The organism is Roseateles violae (assembly GCF_030410485.1).
GTDB lineage: Bacteria > Pseudomonadota > Gammaproteobacteria > Burkholderiales > Burkholderiaceae_C > Roseateles_D > Roseateles_D violae.
Window position 1 is genome coordinate 613,059 of record NZ_JAUHHC010000005.1, and the last position, 16,710, is coordinate 629,768.

Consider the following 16,710-nt stretch of genomic DNA (forward strand, 5'->3'; position numbering starts at 1 on the left):
TAGCTCCTCAGACCGCCTCGAACTGGCGCAGATCGACCTTGGCCTTGTCGAACTCGAACCAGGGATCGGGTTCGCCGTCGAGCGCGAACTGCAGCTCGGCCCAGAGCTGCTTGCGGCCCTCGGGGTCGTCGAGGATCTTGGCCTTGACGTGGTCCAGGCCCACGCGCGAGACGTAGTGCACCGTGCGCTCCAGGTACCAGCCCTCCTTGCGGTAGAGCTGCATGAAGGCGCCGGTGTACTCGAGCACCTCCTCGGCCGTCTTCAGCTTGGTCAGGAAATGCGCGACCTCGGTCTTGATGCCGCCATTGCCGGCCACATACATCTCCCAGCCCGAGTCGACGCCGATGATGCCAACGTCCTTGATACCTGCCTCGGCGCAGTTGCGCGGGCAGCCGCTGACGGCGAACTTGACCTTGTGCGGCGCATACATGCGCCACATCGCCCGCTCGAGGTCCTTGCCCATCCGAGTCGAGTCCTGCGTGCCCATCCGGCACCATTCGCTGCCGACGCAGGTCTTCACCGTGCGCAAGGCCTTGGCATAGGCATGGCCCGAGGGCATGCCGATGTCCTTCCAGACATGGACCAGGTCCTCCTTCTTGACGCCCAAGAGGTCGATGCGCTGGCCGCCAGTGACCTTGACGGTCGGGATCTTGTATTTGTCGACCGCGTCGGCGATGCGCCGCAATTCGTCGGCCGTTGTCTCCCCACCCCACATGCGCGGGACGACAGAATAAGTGCCGTCCTTCTGGATGTTCGCGTGGCTGCGCTCGTTGATGAAGCGGCTTTGCGGATCGTCCTGCGCCTCCTTGGGCCAGGACGAGATCAGGTAGTAGTTCAGCGCCGGCCGGCAGCTCGCGCAGCCATTGGGCGTCTTCCAGGCCAGCAGCTTGTAGAGCTGGTCCAGGCTGGTGATGTGCTCCTTGAAGATCGCGTCGCGCACCTCCTGGTGGCTCAGGTCGGTGCAGGCGCAGATCGCCTTCTTCTTCGGCGCGGCCGAGTAGTCGCCGCCGGCCGTGAACATGATCAGCTGCTCGACCAGGCCGGTGCAGGAACCGCAGGACGCGCTGGCCTTGGTGTGCTTGCGCACCTCCTCCAGGGTGAACAGGCCCTTGTCCTTGATCGTCTTGCAGATCTTGCCCTTGGAGACGCCGTTGCAGCCGCAGACCTCGTCGCTGTCGGCCATGGCCGCGGCCTTGTTATGGCCCTGGTGGCCGACGTCGCCGATATTGCTCTCGCCGAACATCAGCTTGTCGCGGATGTCGGCGATCTTGCGGCCGTCGCGCAAGAGCTTGAAGTACCAGCTGCCGTCGACCGTGTCCCCGTAGAGACAGGCGCCGATCAGCCGGTCGTCCTTGATCACCAGCTTCTTGTAGACGCCGGCGAAGGGGTCGCTCATCACGATCTCTTCCGTGCCCTCGCCACCCATGAAGTTGCCGGCCGAGAACAGGTCGATGCCGGTCACCTTCAGCTTGGTGCTGGTCTGCGAGCCGACGTAACGGCCGATGCCGAACTCGGCCAGATGCGTCGCGCAGACCTTGCCCTGCTCGAACAGCGGCGCGACCAGGCCGTAGGCGATGCCGCGATGCGCCGCGCATTCGCCGACCGCGTAGATGCGCGGGTCGGTGACCGTCTGCAAGGTGTCGCTGACGACGATGCCGCGCTTGCAGTGGAGGCCGGCCGATTCGGCCAGCGCCGTGTTCGGGCGGATGCCGGCGGCCATCACGACCAGATCGGCCGGGATCTCCGTGCCGTCCTTGAACTGCACGGCCCCGACACGCCGGCTAGGCGTGTCGTCCCCATCCTCGCGGCCGTCCTTGCGAGCGATCAAGGCCTGCGTCTGCGCGCCCAGCAGGAAGCGCAGGCCGCGCTGTTCCAATGACTTGCGCAGCAGGTCGCCGGCCTGGTCGTCCAGCTGGCGCTCCATCAGCCAGCCGGCGATATGGACAACGGTCACCTGCATGCCGCGCAGCATCAGGCCGTTGGCCGCCTCCAGGCCCAGGAGTCCTCCGCCGATGACGACCGCATGGCGGTACTTCGTCGCGGCCTCGATCATTGCATTGGTATCGGCGATGTCGCGGTAGGCGATCACGCCGTCGAGCTCCTTGCCGGGCACCGGCAGGATGAAGGGGCTGGAACCGGTGGCGATCAGCAGACGGTCGTACTCGGCCTCGGTGCCGTCGGCGGCGATCACCTTGCGGCGCAGGCGGTCGATCTGCGTGACCTGCTTGCCCAGGTGCAGGGTGATGCCGTTGTCCGCATACCAGTCGAGCGGGTTCAAGACGATCTCGTCCAGCGTCTGCTCGCCGGCCAGCACCGGCGAGAGCAGGATGCGGTTGTAGTTCGGGTGCGGCTCGGCGCCGAATACGGTGATGTCGTACAGGTCCGGAGCGATCTTCAGCAGTTCCTCCAGCGTGCGCACGCCGGCCATGCCGTTGCCCACCATCACCAGCTTCATCTTCTTCATGATCTGCAATCTCCGGGCAAGGACGCGCCGCCTCAGGCCGCCTGTTTCTCGACGTGGCTGTGGCGCGTGTAGAGGAAATCGATCACCGCCTTGCGCGCGTGGACGTAGGCCGGGTCCTCGGCCAGCTCGACGCGGTCGCGCGGGCGCGGGATGTCGACCTCGAGGATCTCGCCGATAGTCGCGGCCGGCCCGTTGGTCATCATCACGATGCGATCGGACAACAGCACCGCCTCGTCGACATCGTGGGTGACCATGACGACGGTGCTGTGCGTGCGCGCGACGATCTTCAGCAGCTCGTCCTGCAGCCTGGCGCGCGTCAGCGCATCGAGCGCGCCGAAGGGTTCGTCCATCAGCAGCACCTTGGGCTCCATCGCCAGCGCACGGGCAATGCCGACGCGCTGCTTCATGCCGCCCGAGATCTCGTGCGGGCGTTTGAACATCGCGTGGCTCATGCCGACCAGGGCCAGCGCCGCGTCGGTGCGCTCGGCCAGCTTGCGCTTCATCTCATGCCTGCCGAACACCGACTCGACGCCGAGGTAGACGTTCTCGAAGCTGCTGAGCCAGGGCAGCAGCGAATGGTTCTGGAACACGACGGCGCGCTCGGGACCGGGCTCGGTGATCTCGCGGTTCTCGCACAGCAGCACGCCGCGCGTCGGCCGGATCAGGCCGGCGATCAGATTCAAGAGCGTGCTCTTGCCGCAGCCCGAATGGCCGATCAAGGTCATGAACTCGCCCTGGCGCACCTGCAGATCGATGTCGCGCAAGGCGTGGAAGGAGCCCTTTCGGGTGTTGAACACCATCTCGGCGCCCTGCACTTCGATGAAGGGTTTGTTGCTGCTCGCGTTCATGGCTCAGTCCTCGTACGAGAAGTGCTTGGCGATGCTCATCAGCGCCCATTCGAGCAGCAGGCCGACGATGCCGATGACGAAGATCGCGATGATGATGTGCTGGACGTTCAGGTTGTTCCACTCGTCCCAGACCCAGAAACCGATGCCGACGCCGCCGGTCAGCATCTCGGCCGCGACGATCACCAGCCAGGCGGTGCCGACCGAGAGCCGCACGCCGGTCAACATATAGGGCAGCACGGCGGGGAAGAGGATCTTGCTGACGATCTTCCATTCGCTCAGCTTGAGCACGCGGGCGACGTTCAGATAGTCCTCCGGCACCCGCTGCACGCCGACGGCCGTGTTGACGACCATGGGCCAGATCGAGCAGATGAAGATGGTCCAGATCGCCGCCGGATTCGCGCTCTTGAAGACCAGCAGGCCGATCGGCAACCAGCCCAGTGGCGAGACCGGTTTCAAGAGGCTAATCAGCGGCGAGACCATGCGGCTGGCGAACTCGAAGCGGCCGATGACGAAGCCCAGCGGGATACCGACCAGGGCCGCGAGGCCGAAGCCCAGGCCCACGCGCTGCAGCGAGAACAGGATGTTCCAGCCTATGCCCTGGTCGTTCGGCCCATTGCTGTAGAAGGGGTCGGCGAACAGCTTGAGGGCGGCAGCCAAGGTGGCGGCCGGCGTGGGAAAGCTGCCGCCCTTTTGGGTCAGCAAAGCCCAGACGCCGACCAGCAGGGCCAGGCCCAGCAGCGGCGGCAGCACGCGCATCCAGACACTGTTCATGTCCAGCGGGCGCCGCGCCTTGACGGGCTTGGCTGCGACCGCAGCCACTGCTTCCGCGGCCGGCAGAGCCACGCTCACCGGCGCCGCAGCGCCTGCGTGCTCACGGGGGGAATGAAAGACTGCACTGACCATTTCATGCTCCTCATCAAGCCTTGACCTTGAACGAATCGGCGTACTTGGCGGGGTCCTTGCCGTCCCAGACCACGCCGTCGATCAGCTTGGAACTGCGCAGCGGGTCCTTGGGCACGGCCACCTTCAGCTGGGCCGCGGCTTCCTTGTAGAGATCGATCTGGTTGATCTGCTTGGCGACGCCCAGATAGTCGGGATGCTCCTTCAAGAGGCCCCAGCGCTTGTGCTGGGTGAGGAACCACATGCCGTCGCTCAGGTAAGGGAAGTTCACCGAACCGTCATTGAAGAACTTCATGTGATTCGGGTCGTCCCAGGTCTTGCCCAGACCGTTCTGGTAGCGGCCGAGGATGCGCTGGTTGATCGCGTCGACGCCGGTGTTGACATAGCTTTTCTCGGCGATCGTGTCGGCCATCTTCAGCTTGTTCGTGAGGCCCGCGTCGATCCAGCGGCCGGCCTCCAGCACCGCCATCACGACGGCGCGCGCGGTGTTCGGGTATTTCTTGACGAAGTCGGCCGTGCAGCCGAGCACCTTCTCCGGATGGTCCTTCCAGATGTCCTGCGTCGTCACCGCGGTGATGCCGATGCCGTCCATGATCGCGCGGTGGCCCCAGGGCTCGCCGACGCAGTAGCCGTCCATATTGCCGACCCGCATATTCGCCACCATCTGCGGCGGCGGCACGGTGATGACTTTCGCGTCCTTCATCGGATTGACGCCGACGCTGGCCAGCCAGTAGTACAGCCACATCGCGTGGGTGCCGGTCGGGAAGGTCTGGGCGAAGGTGTATTCGCGCTTCTCGGCCGCCATCGCCTTGGCCAGCGAGGCGCCGTCGACGGCGCCCTTGTCGGCCAGCTTCTTCGACAGCGTGATCGCCTGGCCGTTGTTGTTCAGCGTCATCAGCACGGCCATGTCCTTCTTCGGGCCGCCCAGGCCAAGGTGCACGCCGTAGACCAGGCCGTAGAGCACATGGGCCATGTCCAGCTCGCCATTGACCAGCTTGTCGCGCACGCCGGCCCAGGAGGCCTCCTTGGTCGGCACGATCTTGATGCCGTACTTCTTGTCGAAGCCCAGCACCGAGGCCATCACGACCGAGGCGCAGTCGGTCAGCGGGATGAAGCCGATCCGCACCTCCTCCTTCTCCGGCTTGTCCGAGCCGGCGGCCCAGACCTGCGGGGCCACCAGGCTGCCGCCGACGGCGGCCGCGCCGCCGACCAAGAGCTTGCGCCGCGCTTCACTCATCAGACCCTCCTTTGCCACCTGTCCCATGCCAACCTCCGAAGACATAAATAAAAAAGGCGTCGCGATCGCAGCGCACCCGCAAGCGGGGCACAGCAGATCGGACGCCTTTGTCCTAGAACCTTGTGCAGAGCGAGGCCCACGCCGTTGCGGGCCACATCGGACATTGAGCAGAAAGCGTGCCAGCGGATTGGCGCTCATTTGCGCCTGCGGCAGGCCGCTCGCGCACCGTTTGCCGGCAGCGCTCGCCCAAGTTGGTGCGATTGATGCTGCGAACGGGCTCAGGAACGCAGCAGATCCTGCGCGTCGATGATGCGTTCGGCCAGTTCGGCCAGCGGCACGCCGCGGTCCATCGCCATCCGGCGCAGGCGCTTGTAGGCGGCGTCCTCGTCCAGGCCCTGCTCGCTCATCAATATGCCCTTGGCCCGCTCGACGCGCTTGCGTGCCGTCAGCTGGGCCTGGGCCTGGCTCAGCTCCTGGCGCAGGGCCAGGTCCTGCTCGAAGCGCGCGATCGCCACCTGCAGCACGGGGCTCAGCCGCTCCGGCCGCAGACCGGCGATCACATAGGCGCTGACGCCGGCCTTCAGCGCGCGGCGCATCGGATCGTCGCCGCCGTCCTCGGCGAAGACGACGACCGGCCGCGGCATCTGGCTGTTCAGCAGCGCCAGGTTCTCCATCGTGTCGCGGGTCGGCGACTCCGCGTCGACGATGACGACATCGGGTCGCAGCCGCAGCACGCAGTCATGGATCAGGGTCGCCGAATCGATCACGCCGACGACCTCGCAGCCCTGGCGCACCAGCTCCTGCCGGATCAGCTCGACACGATGGGCGCCGTCGTCGATCAGCAGGATGCGCAGGCTGCGGTGGGAATCGGCGTGGTTCACGCCAGCGTCGCCGCAAGAAGCGTGCCGTAACTAGCGCTGGGCCAGGTAGGCGATGCGCCGGATCGGCGTGAACAGCGTACCGATGCTGACGACGGCCAGCAGGCACAGCGCCGCGGCCGTGAACAGCTCGGTCACGTCCAGCACGCGCAACGCCGCGCCGGCCGCCGCCGCGGCCAGCGGCGCCAGGCCCATCACGATGAACATGAACAGCGCCATGCTGCGGCCGAGCATGGCCGGGGCGATGCGGCGCTGCAGCCAGCTGAACACCGCCACCTGCATGAAGCCGGCCAAGGCGCCCAGCGGCAGCAAGAGCGCCGCGCCCTGCCAGGCGGCATGAACATGACCGAAGACCAGGAACACGCCGCCGGCGACGGCGTCGATCAGCAGCAGCGTGCCGCCCAGCGTGGACAGCCGCCACTGCGGTCGCAGGCCCGAGACGGCCATGCCGGCCAGCATGCCCAGACCATGGACCGCCAGCATCAGGCCCAGCGAGGCAGCGCCGCCGGGCAGGCGCTCGCTGGCCAGCACCGGCAGTGCGACCTGGATGGGCCCGCCGACGAAGAAGGCGATTGCCGCGAAATACAGGAGCAGCGCGCGCAACTCGCGATCGGCCCAGCAGCTGCGCAAGGCCTCGGCGATCGCCGCGAAGACCGGCTGCCGCGTCTTGGCCGCGGCAGACGCCGTGCGCACGCGCATCAGCGTCCAGGCCGAGACCGCGAAGCTCAGCGCGTCGAAGCCGAAGGCCAGCGCCAAGCCGCGAGCGCTCAGCCCCGGTTCGCCGCCGCCGGCCACCAGCAGGCCGGCCAGCACCGGACCCAGCAGCAGCACCGTCTGGCGCGCGGCCATCATCAGGCCATTGGCCGGCTGCAAGAGTTCGGCCGGCACGGCCTGCGGCAGGATCGCGCTGCCGGCCGGGTAGCTGAAGGCGGTGGCCAGGCCGATCGCCAGGCTCAGGGCATAGACGGCCGGCAGCGTGGCCGCGCCGCTGATCACCAGCGCCGCCAGCAGGGCCAGCAGCGCGGCGTTGATCCATTTGGTCAGCAGCAGCACCGTCTTCGGCGAATGGCGGTCGACGATGGCGCCGCCGACGAGGATGAAGCCCGCGCGCGGCAGACTGCCCAGCGCCAGCACCGTGCCCAGCACCAGGGGATCGCGGTCGATGGCCATCACCAGCCAGGGCAAGGCCAGCAGGGTGAACTGGTCGCCCAGCATGGACAGCAGGCCGCCGGCGATCAGCCAGCGGAAGTTCGCATTGGCGAGCAGCGCGCGGCGCGCGGCGCTTGCGACGGCGGGTGCTGGCGTACTCATGTCTTCTCCTCCTTGTTCAGTGCCGCCAGCGTCTGCTTCGAGCGGCGCAGATAGTCGAGCAGGGCCGGCGTGACGCCGGTCTGACGGCTCAGCTCGGGCTCGGCCGCATACATGCGCTGCATCGTTTCGCGCATCTCGGGCGCGAACTGGAGGAACTGCTGCTGCAGTTCGAGCCAGCGACTGACGATTGCCTGCACCGACGGGTCGGCCGGCTCGGTGCCGGCGTTCATCGCCGCCGTTGCCCGCGCGACCAGGCTCGGCCATTCGGCCTCGACGGCCTCGCGCTGGGCCGCGGGCATGGCTTGCCAGCCGCGCCGCAGCTCGCGCAGCTGCTCGGCGCTCAGATGGCGCTCCTGGATGCCGCGCACGGCCATCGCATCCAGCAGCACCTGCACCGCATCGCCGCCGTCGCCATGCAACTCGAGCCGCCGGGCCGCATTGCGCAAGGTCTGCAGCAGCATCTCCTGGGTCTGCAGCTGGGCCTCGATCTGCGCGATCTGGGCCTGCAGCACGGCCGCCAGCGGCTGCGGCCCCTCGCCGTCCAGCAGCGGCGCGATCTCCTTCAGCGACAGGCCGGCATCGCGCAGGGCCAGCACGCGATGCAGGCGCAAGACATCGGCCTCGCCATAGCGGCGATAGCCGGCCTCGCTGCGGCCGGAGGCGCGCAAGAGGCCCAGCGCCTCGTAGTGATGCAGCGTGCGGACCGTCAGCCCCGCGCGCCGGGCCAGCTCTCCAACCGTCAGTTCCATGGGTGTCCCTCAGCGATGAGGCCCGCATGATGAACCCTGACCTTGCGTCAGGGTCAAGCGCCTAAACGGCGAATCTCCGGCTCTTGGCGAATTGACGTTTACGTAAACGTCAATCAACCCATAGAATCCGGTCATCTTTGCTGATAGAACCGGCGCTGGCCCCCGGCCGCCGCAGGAGACACCGATGACCGATCTGTCCGCCGAATACAAGGCCCTGGCCGAGTACCGCCCCACGAACAAGGTGCGTTTCGTCACCGCCGCCAGCCTGTTCGACGGCCACGATGCCGCGATCAACATCATGCGGCGCATCCTGCAGAGCATGGGCGCCGAGGTGATCCACCTGGGCCACAACCGCTCGGTCGACGAGGTCGTCACCGCGGCGCTGCAGGAGGACGCGCAGGGCATCGCCATCAGCTCCTACCAGGGCGGCCATGTCGAGTACTTCAAGTACATGGTCGAGCTGCTTAAAGCACGCGGCGGCGCCGACATCCAGGTCTTCGGCGGCGGCGGCGGCGTGATCGTGCCGGCCGAGATCCGCGATCTGGCCGATCACGGCGTTCGCATCTTCTCGCCCGAGGACGGCCAGCGCATGGGCCTGGCCGGCATGATCGGCGAGATGGTCATGAAGAGCGACCAGGACTTCAGCGCCCATGCGCCGAAATCGCTGGAGGCGATCCAGGGCCATACCGAGGCCGCCTGGCGCGCGCTGGCCCAGCTGATCACGGCGCTGGAGAACGGCAAGGCCGACCCTTCGCTGCTCGCCGCGCTGCAGGAACAGGCCAAGGGCATCAAGACCCCGGTGCTGGGCATCACCGGCACCGGCGGCGCCGGCAAGTCCAGCCTCACCGACGAACTGATCCGCCGGCTGCGCCTGGACCAGGGCGACCAGCTCCGCGTCGCCTTGATCTCGATCGACCCTTCGCGCCGCAAGAGCGGCGGCGCCCTGCTGGGCGACCGCATCCGCATGAACGCGATCGGACCTTGGCAGCAAGGTCAACGGGTTTTCATGCGCTCGCTGGCGACGCGTGACTTCGGCAGCGAGATCAGCAAGGCCCTGCCCGACGTGATCGCCGCGGCCAAGCTGGCCGGCTTCGATCTGGTGATCGTCGAGACCTCGGGCATCGGCCAGGGCGACGCGGCCATCGTCCCGCATGTGGACGTGCCCATGTATGTGATGACGCCCGAGTTCGGGGCGGCCAGCCAGCTCGAGAAGATCGACATGCTGGACTTCGCCGAGTTCGTCGCGATCAACAAGTTCGACCGCAAGGGCGCGCTCGACGCGCTGCGCGACGTGGCCAAGCAGGTGCAGCGCAACAAGGAAGCGTTCAACCGGAAGCCGGAGACCATGCCCGTCTTCGGCACCATGGCCAGCCGCTTCAACGACGATGGCGTGACGGCGCTGTACCAGGCGCTGAAGCCGCGCCTGGCCGAGCTGGGCCTGACCTTGGCCGAAGGCCGGCTGCCGCAGGTCGACACCCGCCACAGCACGCACCAGACCCCCATCGTGCCGGGCGCGCGCGTGCGCTACCTGGCCGAGATCAGCGACACGGTGCGCGGCTACAAGAAGCGCGCCCGCGCGCAGGCCAAGCTGGCGCGCGAGATCCAGCAGCTGAACGAATCGGCGCGCATGCTGCTCGAGGCCCATGCGGACAAGGGTGAGACCAGGAACGCGCTGCTGGACCTGGCCGGCGCGCGCAGCGCCCAGCTGGACGGCGCCGCCGCCAAGCTGCTGGCCCAGTGGCCCGACATGAGACGAGCCTATGCCGGCGACGAGTACGTCGTGAAGATCCGCGACAAGGAGATCCGCACCGCCCTGGTATCGACCAGCCTGTCGGGCAGCAAGATCCGCAAGGTCGTGCTGCCCAGCTACGAGGACCATGGCGAGCTGCTCAAGTGGCTGCTGCTGGAGAACGTGCCGGGCAGCTTCCCCTACACGGCCGGCGTGTTTGCCTTCAAGCGCGAGGGCGAGGATCCGACGCGCATGTTCGCCGGCGAGGGCGACGCCTTCCGCACCAATCGCCGCTTCAAGCTGGTCAGCGAGGGCATGCCGGCCAAGCGCCTGTCGACCGCCTTCGACTCGGTCACGCTGTACGGCAACGATCCCGATTTGCGCCCGGACATCTACGGCAAGGTCGGCAACTCCGGCGTGTCGATCGCGACGCTGGACGACATGAAGGCGCTGTACGACGGCTTCGATCTGTGCAATCCCAGCACCAGCGTCTCGATGACGATCAACGGCCCCGCACCGTCGATCCTGGCGATGTTCATGAACACCGCGATCGACCAGAACCTGGCCAAGTTCAAGAGCGACAACGGCCGCGAGCCGACCGCCGATGAAGCCGCCAAGATCAAGGACTGGGTGCTGGCCAATGTGCGCGGCACCGTGCAGGCCGACATCCTGAAGGAAGACCAGGGCCAGAACACCTGCATCTTCTCGACCGAGTTCTCGCTCAAGGTGATGGGCGATATCGCCGAGTACTTCGTCCACCACAACGTCCGCAACTTCTATTCGGTCTCGATCTCGGGCTATCACATCGCCGAGGCCGGCGCGAACCCGATCTCGCAGCTGGCGCTGACGCTCTCCAATGGCTTCACCTTTGTCGAGGCCTATCTGGCCCGCGGCATGCACATCGACGACTTCGCGCCGAACCTGAGCTTCTTCTTCAGCAACGGCATGGACCCGGAGTACACGGTGCTGGGCCGGGTGGCGCGCCGCATCTGGGCCGTCGCGATGCGCGACAAGTACGGCGCCAACGAACGCAGCCAGAAGCTCAAGTACCACATCCAGACCTCGGGTCGCTCGCTGCATGCGCAGGAGATCGCCTTCAACGACATCCGCACGACCTTGCAGGCGCTGATCGCGATCTACGACAACTGCAACTCGCTGCACACCAACGCCTACGACGAGGCGATCACGACGCCGACCGAGGAGTCGGTGCGCCGCGCGATGGCGATCCAGCTGATCATCAACCGCGAGTGGGGCCTGGCCAAGAACGAGAACCCCTCGCAGGGCGCCTTCATCATCGACGAGCTGACCGAGCTGGTCGAAGAAATGGTGCTGGCCGAGTTCGAGAAGATCTCCGAGCGCGGCGGCGTGCTCGGCGCGATGGAGACCGGCTACCAGCGCAGCAAGATCCAGGAAGAGTCGATGCACTACGAGATGCTGAAGCACACCGGCGAATACCCGGTGATCGGCGTCAACACCTTCCGCAACCCGCATGGCGACCCGGTGCCCGAGCATATCGAGCTGGCCCGCTCGACCGACGAGGAAAAGCAGAGCCAGCTGACGCGTCTAGCCGACTTCCATGCCCGCAACGCGGCCGCCGCGCCGGCGATGCTGCAGCGCCTGCAGCAGGCCGTGATCGACAACAAGAACGTGTTCGAGGTGCTGATGGACGCGGTGCGCGTCTGCTCGCTGGGCCAGATCACCAGCGCGCTGTTCGAGGTCGGCGGGCAGTACCGGCGCAGCATGTAGTCACCACTGCACCAGCCCCTGCAGTGCGCGCAGATCCAGCGTCTGCAGCACGCGCTGCATCGGCTGCTCGAAGACCTCGCCGCCCATCACCGAGATCTTGATCATCTGCGGCCGTGCCGGCTGCTTGGCGTCCCAGGGAAAGGCCGGATCGGGCTTGGCGAGCAGCGGATAGCGCTCGAGCGTGCCCGGCTCCGGCTGCTGCATCCCATTGATGCCCAGCCGCGCCTGGGCGGCCAGCTGCGCGGGGCTGAGGCTGGCGCGCCAGGCCTCGACGCGCGCAATCATCGTCGCGTGCCATTCGTCGTCGATGCCGGGACGCGCACGCCGCCGCGCCTCGGCCGCCTGTTCGGCCGCGCGGTTGGCCGCCAGCTGGGCGCGCAATTCGACGACCATCTTGTCGGCCGCCTTCGGATCGATCTTGCGCATGCCCTCGGCCACCTTCTGCACCTGCGCCTCGTCGGCCGCCTCGCGGTCGGCGCTGCCGGCCGGCGGCAGCGCGTTCCTGGCCCGGCTTTCCTCGACCTCCTTGAGCTTGCGGCGCAGATCGCGCAGGGTGAAGTCGACGTACTCGGCCGTCGTCACCGGCACCCAGGGCAGGCGGCCGTTGCGGGTGACGACCAGCATGTGGCCGGCGTACAGCGGCCGGCCCTGGATCGTGCCGGTCTGCGGCAGCTCGCGCCAGGCGCGCAGCTGCTCGTCATCGATCTCCGGCGCGGTCGTGGCGAAGAAGGCCTCCGGCGCATTGATCGTGGCCACGATGGAGGCCCAGGGCCCGAGCCGGTCGGCGCCCGCAATCACGTCGCAGCGCCCGGGCGTCCATACCTTCTCCCGGTGGTCGCGCAGCAGGAAGCTGCCCGCGCGCGCCGGCTCGGCCCACTGGCCGCCGACCTGCCAGCTGCTGCGCAGCCGCGTGCGTGGCAAGTCGTGCAATTCGGGCTGCTTGTGCAGCAGCGCGTTGAGCTGCTGCAGCGCCTGGCGCATCGGCGCGACGCGCGGATCGGCGAGGCTCAGCCCATCGGCGACCTTCGGCGTCTCGGCATCGATCCAGCAATCGATCGCCGCCGCGGCCGGCCGGCCGATCAAGCCGAGCAGCAGCGCCGTCGTCAGCCAGGCCGCCGGCGCCCCGCCATGCGGCCGCAATCCCGATCCCTCGCGCATCGTCTGGCCCTCCGTCCCGAGCAGGCCCGTAGTGTAGGGAGTGAGCGCCGGCAAGCCTGGTTAGGATCCGCCACCATGCCGATCACGCTCCACCACTGCCTGTCCGCCCGCTCCTTCCGTCCCTTATGGGCGCTGGAGGAACTTGGTCTGCCCTATGCGCTGCAGATGCTGCCGTTTCCGCCGCGTGCGCTGCAGAAAAGCTATCTGGAGCAGAACCCGCTGGGCACCGTACCCTTGCTGGTCGATGGCCCGACGCGGATGAGCGAATCGGCGGCGATCTGCCAGTACCTGGCGGCGCGGCATGGCGCCGGCACGCTCGACGTCACCGCCGCCGAGCCGGACTTCGGCGCCTATCTGAACCTGCTGCATTTCGGCGAGGCGACGCTGACCTTTCCGCAGACCTTGGTCTTGCGCTACCGCTTCTTCGAGCCGGCCGAGCGCCGCCAGCCGCAGATCGCCGAGGACTATGCGCGCTGGTTCCTGGCGCGCCTGCGCACGCTGGAACCGCGGCTGGCCGCGCAGCCCTTTCTCTGTGCGGGGCGCTTCACCGCCGCCGACATCTCGGTCGGCTATGCGCTGCTGCTGGCCCAGCACCTGGGCCTGGCCGAGCAGTTCACACCGCAGGTCGCCGCCTACTGGCAGCGGCTGCAGCAGAGACCGGCCTACCGCCGCGCGCAGGAGCGCCAATGGGCCGAGGCGCGCGCGCAGGGCCTGCCCCTGGTTGCGGCGCCCGATCTGCGGCCCTGAACGCGGTGTGAAGCGATGTGGCGGGCAGCTTTCCATTCGGCAATGAGGCTCGCGTCGGCCGCCGTCTTGGTGTAGAACAGCGTCAGCACGGTGGCGCGCCACCGCATCAGCGCGAAGGAGTTCTTCACCATGACCCTCCATGCCCAAGGACAGCCGGCCTCGGCCGGCGCGATCGACGAAGAGGGCGCGCCGCTGCCGGCCAATGCCTTGCTGATCGACGTGCGCTCCTATGCCGAGTACATGTCGGGCCATCTCCCCGGAGCGCTGAGCCTGCCGCTGCCGCAGCTGGAGCAGGAGCTGGTCCACAAGGCGCCCGACCCGCGCCAGCCCATCGTCGTCTACTGCTCGACCGGCGCACGCGCCGAGCAGGCGCTGAGCCTGCTGCAGCAGCTGGGCTATGCCGATGCGCACAACGGCGGCGGCGCGGTGCTGCTGTCGCAGCGCCTGCGCGTGCCGCTGCGCCAGGGCCTCTGAGCCGCTGGGCTGGCACCTTGGCGACTGCGGTCGCCGTCTTTTCGCCTTAGCCTGTGGCGATCAAAAGCACAGGAGACGGCGATGGGCAGAGCAGACAATAACTACACCGGCGAGCTGTTTTCGCTGCAGGGCCGCGTCGCCCTGGTGACCGGCGGCTCGCGCGGCATTGGCCGCATGATCGCCGCCGGCTTTCTGCGCGCCGGCGCCCGGGTCTATATCTCGGCGCGCAAGGCCGAGGCCTGCGATGCGACGGCGGCCGAGCTGGCCGCGCTGGGCGACTGCCTCTCGCTGCCGGCCGATGTGGCGACGGTCGAGGGCGCGCAGGCACTGGCCCGCCAGATCGCCGAGCGCGAGAGCGGCGGCCTGGACATCCTGGTCAACAATGCCGGCGCCGCCTGGGGCGCGCCCTTTCTGGAGTTTCCGGAGAGCGGCTGGGACAAGGTCGTCGACCTGAACCTGAAGACACCCTTCTTCCTGACCCAGGCGCTGCACGGCCTCCTCGCCAAGGCGGCCGAGCTGCGGCCGGCCAAGGTGATCAATATCGTGTCGATCGACGGCATCTCGGTGAACCCGCAGGAGACCTACTCCTACGCCGCCAGCAAGGCCGGCCTGATCCACATGACCCGGCGCATGGCGCTGCGCCTGATCGAGAACAATATCGTCGTCAGCTCGATCGCGCCGGGCGCCTTCGCCTCGCAGATGAACAAGCTGGCGCGCGACCACGAGGCCGAGGTGGCGGCCCGCGTACCGGCCGGCCGCATCGGCGTCGACGAGGACATGGCCGGCGCGGCGATCTACCTGGCTTCGCGCGCCGGCGACTATGTGGTGGGCAGCACGCTGACCGTCGACGGCGGCGTGACGCACGCGCGGGGCGGCGGCTCCGGTCTTTGAGGCGTCGCCAGGCTCAGACGCCCTGACGGCGCAGCCAGTCGACGATCGCCGCGGCCGGCATCGCGCCGGCCTGGCGCGCGATCTCGCGCCCGCCCTTGAACAGCAGCAGGGTCGGGATGCTGCGGATGTTCAGCCGCGCGCTCAGCGTCGGCGCCGCATCGGTGTCCAGCTTGACGAAGCGCACCAGCGGCAGCTGCGCGGCCGCGGCGGCGAACTGCGGCGCCATGGTCTTGCAGGGCCCGCACCAGGCGGCCCAGCAGTCGACCAGCACCGGCAGCTCGGTGCCCTGGATGAAGCCGTCGAAGGCGCGCTCGTCCAGGTCGACCGGCGCCGCCTCCATCAGCGCGCCGCCGCAATGGCCGCAGACCGGGCCTTCGTGCAGGCGCTGCTCGGGCACGCGGTTCTTGACGCCGCAGAAGGGGCAGACCAGCAGCATCGCCGCCTCCCGGGCCGCCTTCAGTTGAAGCGGCCGCCCAGGCCGCCGACGCTGTAGCGGCCGGCACCGAGCAGGGCCACCGCCAGCGCGCCGAACAGGAACATGCCCTGCAGCTCCAGCGCCCAGCCCCCCTGCGGCCCCAGCGTGAACAGCTGGCCCATATGGGCCAGCGCGACCGCGAACAGCATGTTGACGAAGACGATCAGGGCCGCCAGCCGCGTCCAGACGCCAACGATCAGCAGGATGGGCGCCAGCAGCTCGCCGATATAGACGCCATAGGCCAGCGCTGCGGGCAGATTCATCTTGCCCAGCATGACCTCGATGGGCCCCACGCCGCCTTTGACCTTGGCGATGCCGTGCAGCAGGATCAGCAGGCCCAGCGCGACGCGCAGCACCAGCTTGCCGGCGTCGCTGGAGGCCGACAGCGCGGCATTCGGGCTTCGGTTCATGGTCATCGTCATCCTTTCGGTGGCGGGGATCGCACGGCCCTAATCGTAGCGGTCCAGGCCCACCTTGGGCGAGGCATCTCCCGCTCAGGGTGCGGCCAGCGCCTCGACCTGGATGCGCAGGGCGACGTCCATCTTGAAGCCGTAGTCCTTGCCGGCATCGAGGCCGAACTCGTCGCGCCGGAAGCTGCCGCTGGCGTCGGCGCCGCAGAGCTCGCGCTTGTAGAGCGGATGCGGCACGCATTTCAGCGAATGGATGGACAACTGCAGGGGCCGGCTGACGCCATGCAGCTTCAGCTCGCCGACCAGACGCGTCGGCACGCCGTTGCTGGCGCCCTCGAAGCGGCCCGTGTAGCGGGCCTGCGGGAACTTGGCGGTGTCGAAGAAATGTTCGCCGCGGCCCCAGGCATTGAGCGCCTCGTGACCGAAGTCGATGCTGTCCAAGTCGATCGCGATGTCCACGCTGCCGGTGCCCGTGCTCTTGTCGTAGATCACCGTGCCGCTGCTCTTGTTCATCTTGCCCCGCCATACCGAGATGCCCATATGGTCGGCCTCGAAGCTGGGATAGGTGTGGCCGGGATCGATCTCGTAGTTCTGCGGCGCCGCGACGGCGGCAACGCTCATCAACAAACCGGCGGACAGGGACAGCAATGCGCGCATCGAAAAGCTCCAAGAAGGTGATGGGGCGATCATGCC

The 16,710-nt window shown here is 67.9% G+C and carries 15 protein-coding genes; 4 read left to right on the top strand and 11 right to left on the bottom strand.

The window, feature by feature from the left end; translation table 11 throughout:
• Positions 1–7: 7 nt before the first annotated feature.
• The 7 genes from nirB to QWJ38_RS20410 form a co-directional block, all read right to left on the bottom strand.
• Positions 8–2,464: a nitrite reductase large subunit NirB gene (gene nirB, locus QWJ38_RS20380; RefSeq protein WP_290360951.1), complete on the bottom strand. Its 2,457-nt coding sequence runs from the start codon at positions 2,462–2,464 to the stop codon at positions 8–10.
• 32 nt (positions 2,465–2,496) lie between these two features.
• Positions 2,497–3,312, bottom strand: coding sequence for an ABC transporter ATP-binding protein (locus QWJ38_RS20385; RefSeq protein ID WP_290360952.1), 816 nt, complete (start codon positions 3,310–3,312; stop codon positions 2,497–2,499).
• A 3-nt stretch (positions 3,313–3,315) separates the two neighbouring features.
• On the bottom strand, positions 3,316–4,215 hold the full coding sequence (gene ntrB / locus QWJ38_RS20390; protein WP_290360953.1) for a nitrate ABC transporter permease: 900 nt from the start codon (positions 4,213–4,215) through the stop codon (positions 3,316–3,318).
• A gap of 13 nt (positions 4,216–4,228) precedes the next feature.
• Positions 4,229–5,449, bottom strand: a complete 1,221-nt coding sequence (locus QWJ38_RS20395) for a CmpA/NrtA family ABC transporter substrate-binding protein (protein WP_290360954.1) — start codon at positions 5,447–5,449, stop codon at positions 4,229–4,231.
• Between the two features lie 278 nt (positions 5,450–5,727).
• On the bottom strand, positions 5,728–6,330 hold the full coding sequence (locus tag QWJ38_RS20400) for an ANTAR domain-containing response regulator (RefSeq protein WP_290360955.1): 603 nt from the start codon (positions 6,328–6,330) through the stop codon (positions 5,728–5,730).
• Between the two features lie 30 nt (positions 6,331–6,360).
• Positions 6,361–7,638 (bottom strand): MFS transporter, encoded by a 1,278-nt coding sequence (locus tag QWJ38_RS20405; RefSeq protein WP_290360956.1) that lies wholly within the window; start codon positions 7,636–7,638, stop codon positions 6,361–6,363.
• Positions 7,635–8,387 carry a MerR family transcriptional regulator gene (locus QWJ38_RS20410; RefSeq protein ID WP_290360957.1) on the bottom strand — a complete coding sequence of 251 codons (753 nt, stop codon included), beginning with the start codon at positions 8,385–8,387 and terminating at the stop codon, positions 7,635–7,637. The genes QWJ38_RS20405 and QWJ38_RS20410 overlap by 4 nt, the downstream gene beginning before the upstream one ends.
• A 184-nt stretch (positions 8,388–8,571) precedes the next feature.
• Between QWJ38_RS20410 and icmF the strand changes: the two genes are divergently transcribed.
• Positions 8,572–11,862: a fused isobutyryl-CoA mutase/GTPase IcmF gene (icmF, locus tag QWJ38_RS20415; protein WP_290360958.1), complete on the top strand. Its 3,291-nt coding sequence runs from the start codon at positions 8,572–8,574 to the stop codon at positions 11,860–11,862.
• On the opposite strand, the gene QWJ38_RS20420 is transcribed toward icmF, so the two are convergent.
• Positions 11,863–13,020, bottom strand: coding sequence for a hypothetical protein (locus QWJ38_RS20420; RefSeq protein WP_290360959.1), 1,158 nt, complete (start codon positions 13,018–13,020; stop codon positions 11,863–11,865).
• A gap of 75 nt (positions 13,021–13,095) precedes the next feature.
• On the opposite strand from QWJ38_RS20420, the gene QWJ38_RS20425 reads away from it, so the two are divergent.
• From QWJ38_RS20425 to QWJ38_RS20435, 3 genes are all read left to right on the top strand, one after another.
• Positions 13,096–13,767: a glutathione S-transferase family protein gene (locus QWJ38_RS20425; protein WP_290360960.1), complete on the top strand. Its 672-nt coding sequence runs from the start codon at positions 13,096–13,098 to the stop codon at positions 13,765–13,767.
• Between the two features lie 129 nt (positions 13,768–13,896).
• Positions 13,897–14,241 (top strand): rhodanese-like domain-containing protein, encoded by a 345-nt coding sequence (locus QWJ38_RS20430; protein WP_290360961.1) that lies wholly within the window; start codon positions 13,897–13,899, stop codon positions 14,239–14,241.
• Positions 14,242–14,322: 81 nt separating this feature from the next.
• Entirely contained in the window at positions 14,323–15,132 is an 810-nt protein-coding gene (locus QWJ38_RS20435) for an SDR family oxidoreductase (protein ID WP_290360962.1), read from the top strand.
• 13 nt (positions 15,133–15,145) lie between these two features.
• Here QWJ38_RS20435 and trxC read toward each other — a convergent pair whose 3' ends face one another.
• From trxC to QWJ38_RS20450, 3 genes are all read right to left on the bottom strand, one after another.
• A complete protein-coding gene (trxC, locus tag QWJ38_RS20440) occupies positions 15,146–15,568 on the bottom strand; it encodes a thioredoxin TrxC (RefSeq protein ID WP_290360963.1) in 423 nt (140 codons plus the stop codon).
• Between the two features lie 20 nt (positions 15,569–15,588).
• On the bottom strand, positions 15,589–16,017 hold the full coding sequence (locus QWJ38_RS20445) for a DoxX family protein (protein WP_290360964.1): 429 nt from the start codon (positions 16,015–16,017) through the stop codon (positions 15,589–15,591).
• Between the two features lie 84 nt (positions 16,018–16,101).
• Positions 16,102–16,674, bottom strand: a complete 573-nt coding sequence (locus tag QWJ38_RS20450; RefSeq protein ID WP_290360965.1) for a YceI family protein — start codon at positions 16,672–16,674, stop codon at positions 16,102–16,104.
• Positions 16,675–16,710 lie beyond the last annotated feature (36 nt).

Excerpts from the sequence above, each read along its gene's own strand:
- QWJ38_RS20445 (WP_290360964.1), bottom strand. The coding sequence starts at position 16,017 with ATGAACCGAAGCCCGAATGCCGCGCTGTCGGCCTCCAGCGACGCCGGC.
- icmF (WP_290360958.1), top strand. The coding sequence starts at position 8,572 with ATGACCGATCTGTCCGCCGAATACAAGGCCCTGGCCGAGTACCGCCCC.
- QWJ38_RS20395 (WP_290360954.1), bottom strand. The coding sequence starts at position 5,449 with ATGAGTGAAGCGCGGCGCAAGCTCTTGGTCGGCGGCGCGGCCGCCGTC.
- QWJ38_RS20435 (WP_290360962.1), top strand. The coding sequence starts at position 14,323 with ATGGGCAGAGCAGACAATAACTACACCGGCGAGCTGTTTTCGCTGCAG.
- ntrB (WP_290360953.1), bottom strand. The coding sequence starts at position 4,215 with ATGGTCAGTGCAGTCTTTCATTCCCCCCGTGAGCACGCAGGCGCTGCG.
- nirB (WP_290360951.1), bottom strand. The coding sequence starts at position 2,464 with ATGAAGAAGATGAAGCTGGTGATGGTGGGCAACGGCATGGCCGGCGTG.
- trxC (WP_290360963.1), bottom strand. The coding sequence starts at position 15,568 with ATGCTGCTGGTCTGCCCCTTCTGCGGCGTCAAGAACCGCGTGCCCGAG.
- QWJ38_RS20420 (WP_290360959.1), bottom strand. The coding sequence starts at position 13,020 with ATGCGCGAGGGATCGGGATTGCGGCCGCATGGCGGGGCGCCGGCGGCC.
- QWJ38_RS20405 (WP_290360956.1), bottom strand. The coding sequence starts at position 7,638 with ATGAGTACGCCAGCACCCGCCGTCGCAAGCGCCGCGCGCCGCGCGCTG.
- QWJ38_RS20385 (WP_290360952.1), bottom strand. The coding sequence starts at position 3,312 with ATGAACGCGAGCAGCAACAAACCCTTCATCGAAGTGCAGGGCGCCGAG.
- QWJ38_RS20450 (WP_290360965.1), bottom strand. The coding sequence starts at position 16,674 with ATGCGCGCATTGCTGTCCCTGTCCGCCGGTTTGTTGATGAGCGTTGCC.
- QWJ38_RS20410 (WP_290360957.1), bottom strand. The coding sequence starts at position 8,387 with ATGGAACTGACGGTTGGAGAGCTGGCCCGGCGCGCGGGGCTGACGGTC.
- QWJ38_RS20430 (WP_290360961.1), top strand. The coding sequence starts at position 13,897 with ATGACCCTCCATGCCCAAGGACAGCCGGCCTCGGCCGGCGCGATCGAC.
- QWJ38_RS20425 (WP_290360960.1), top strand. The coding sequence starts at position 13,096 with ATGCCGATCACGCTCCACCACTGCCTGTCCGCCCGCTCCTTCCGTCCC.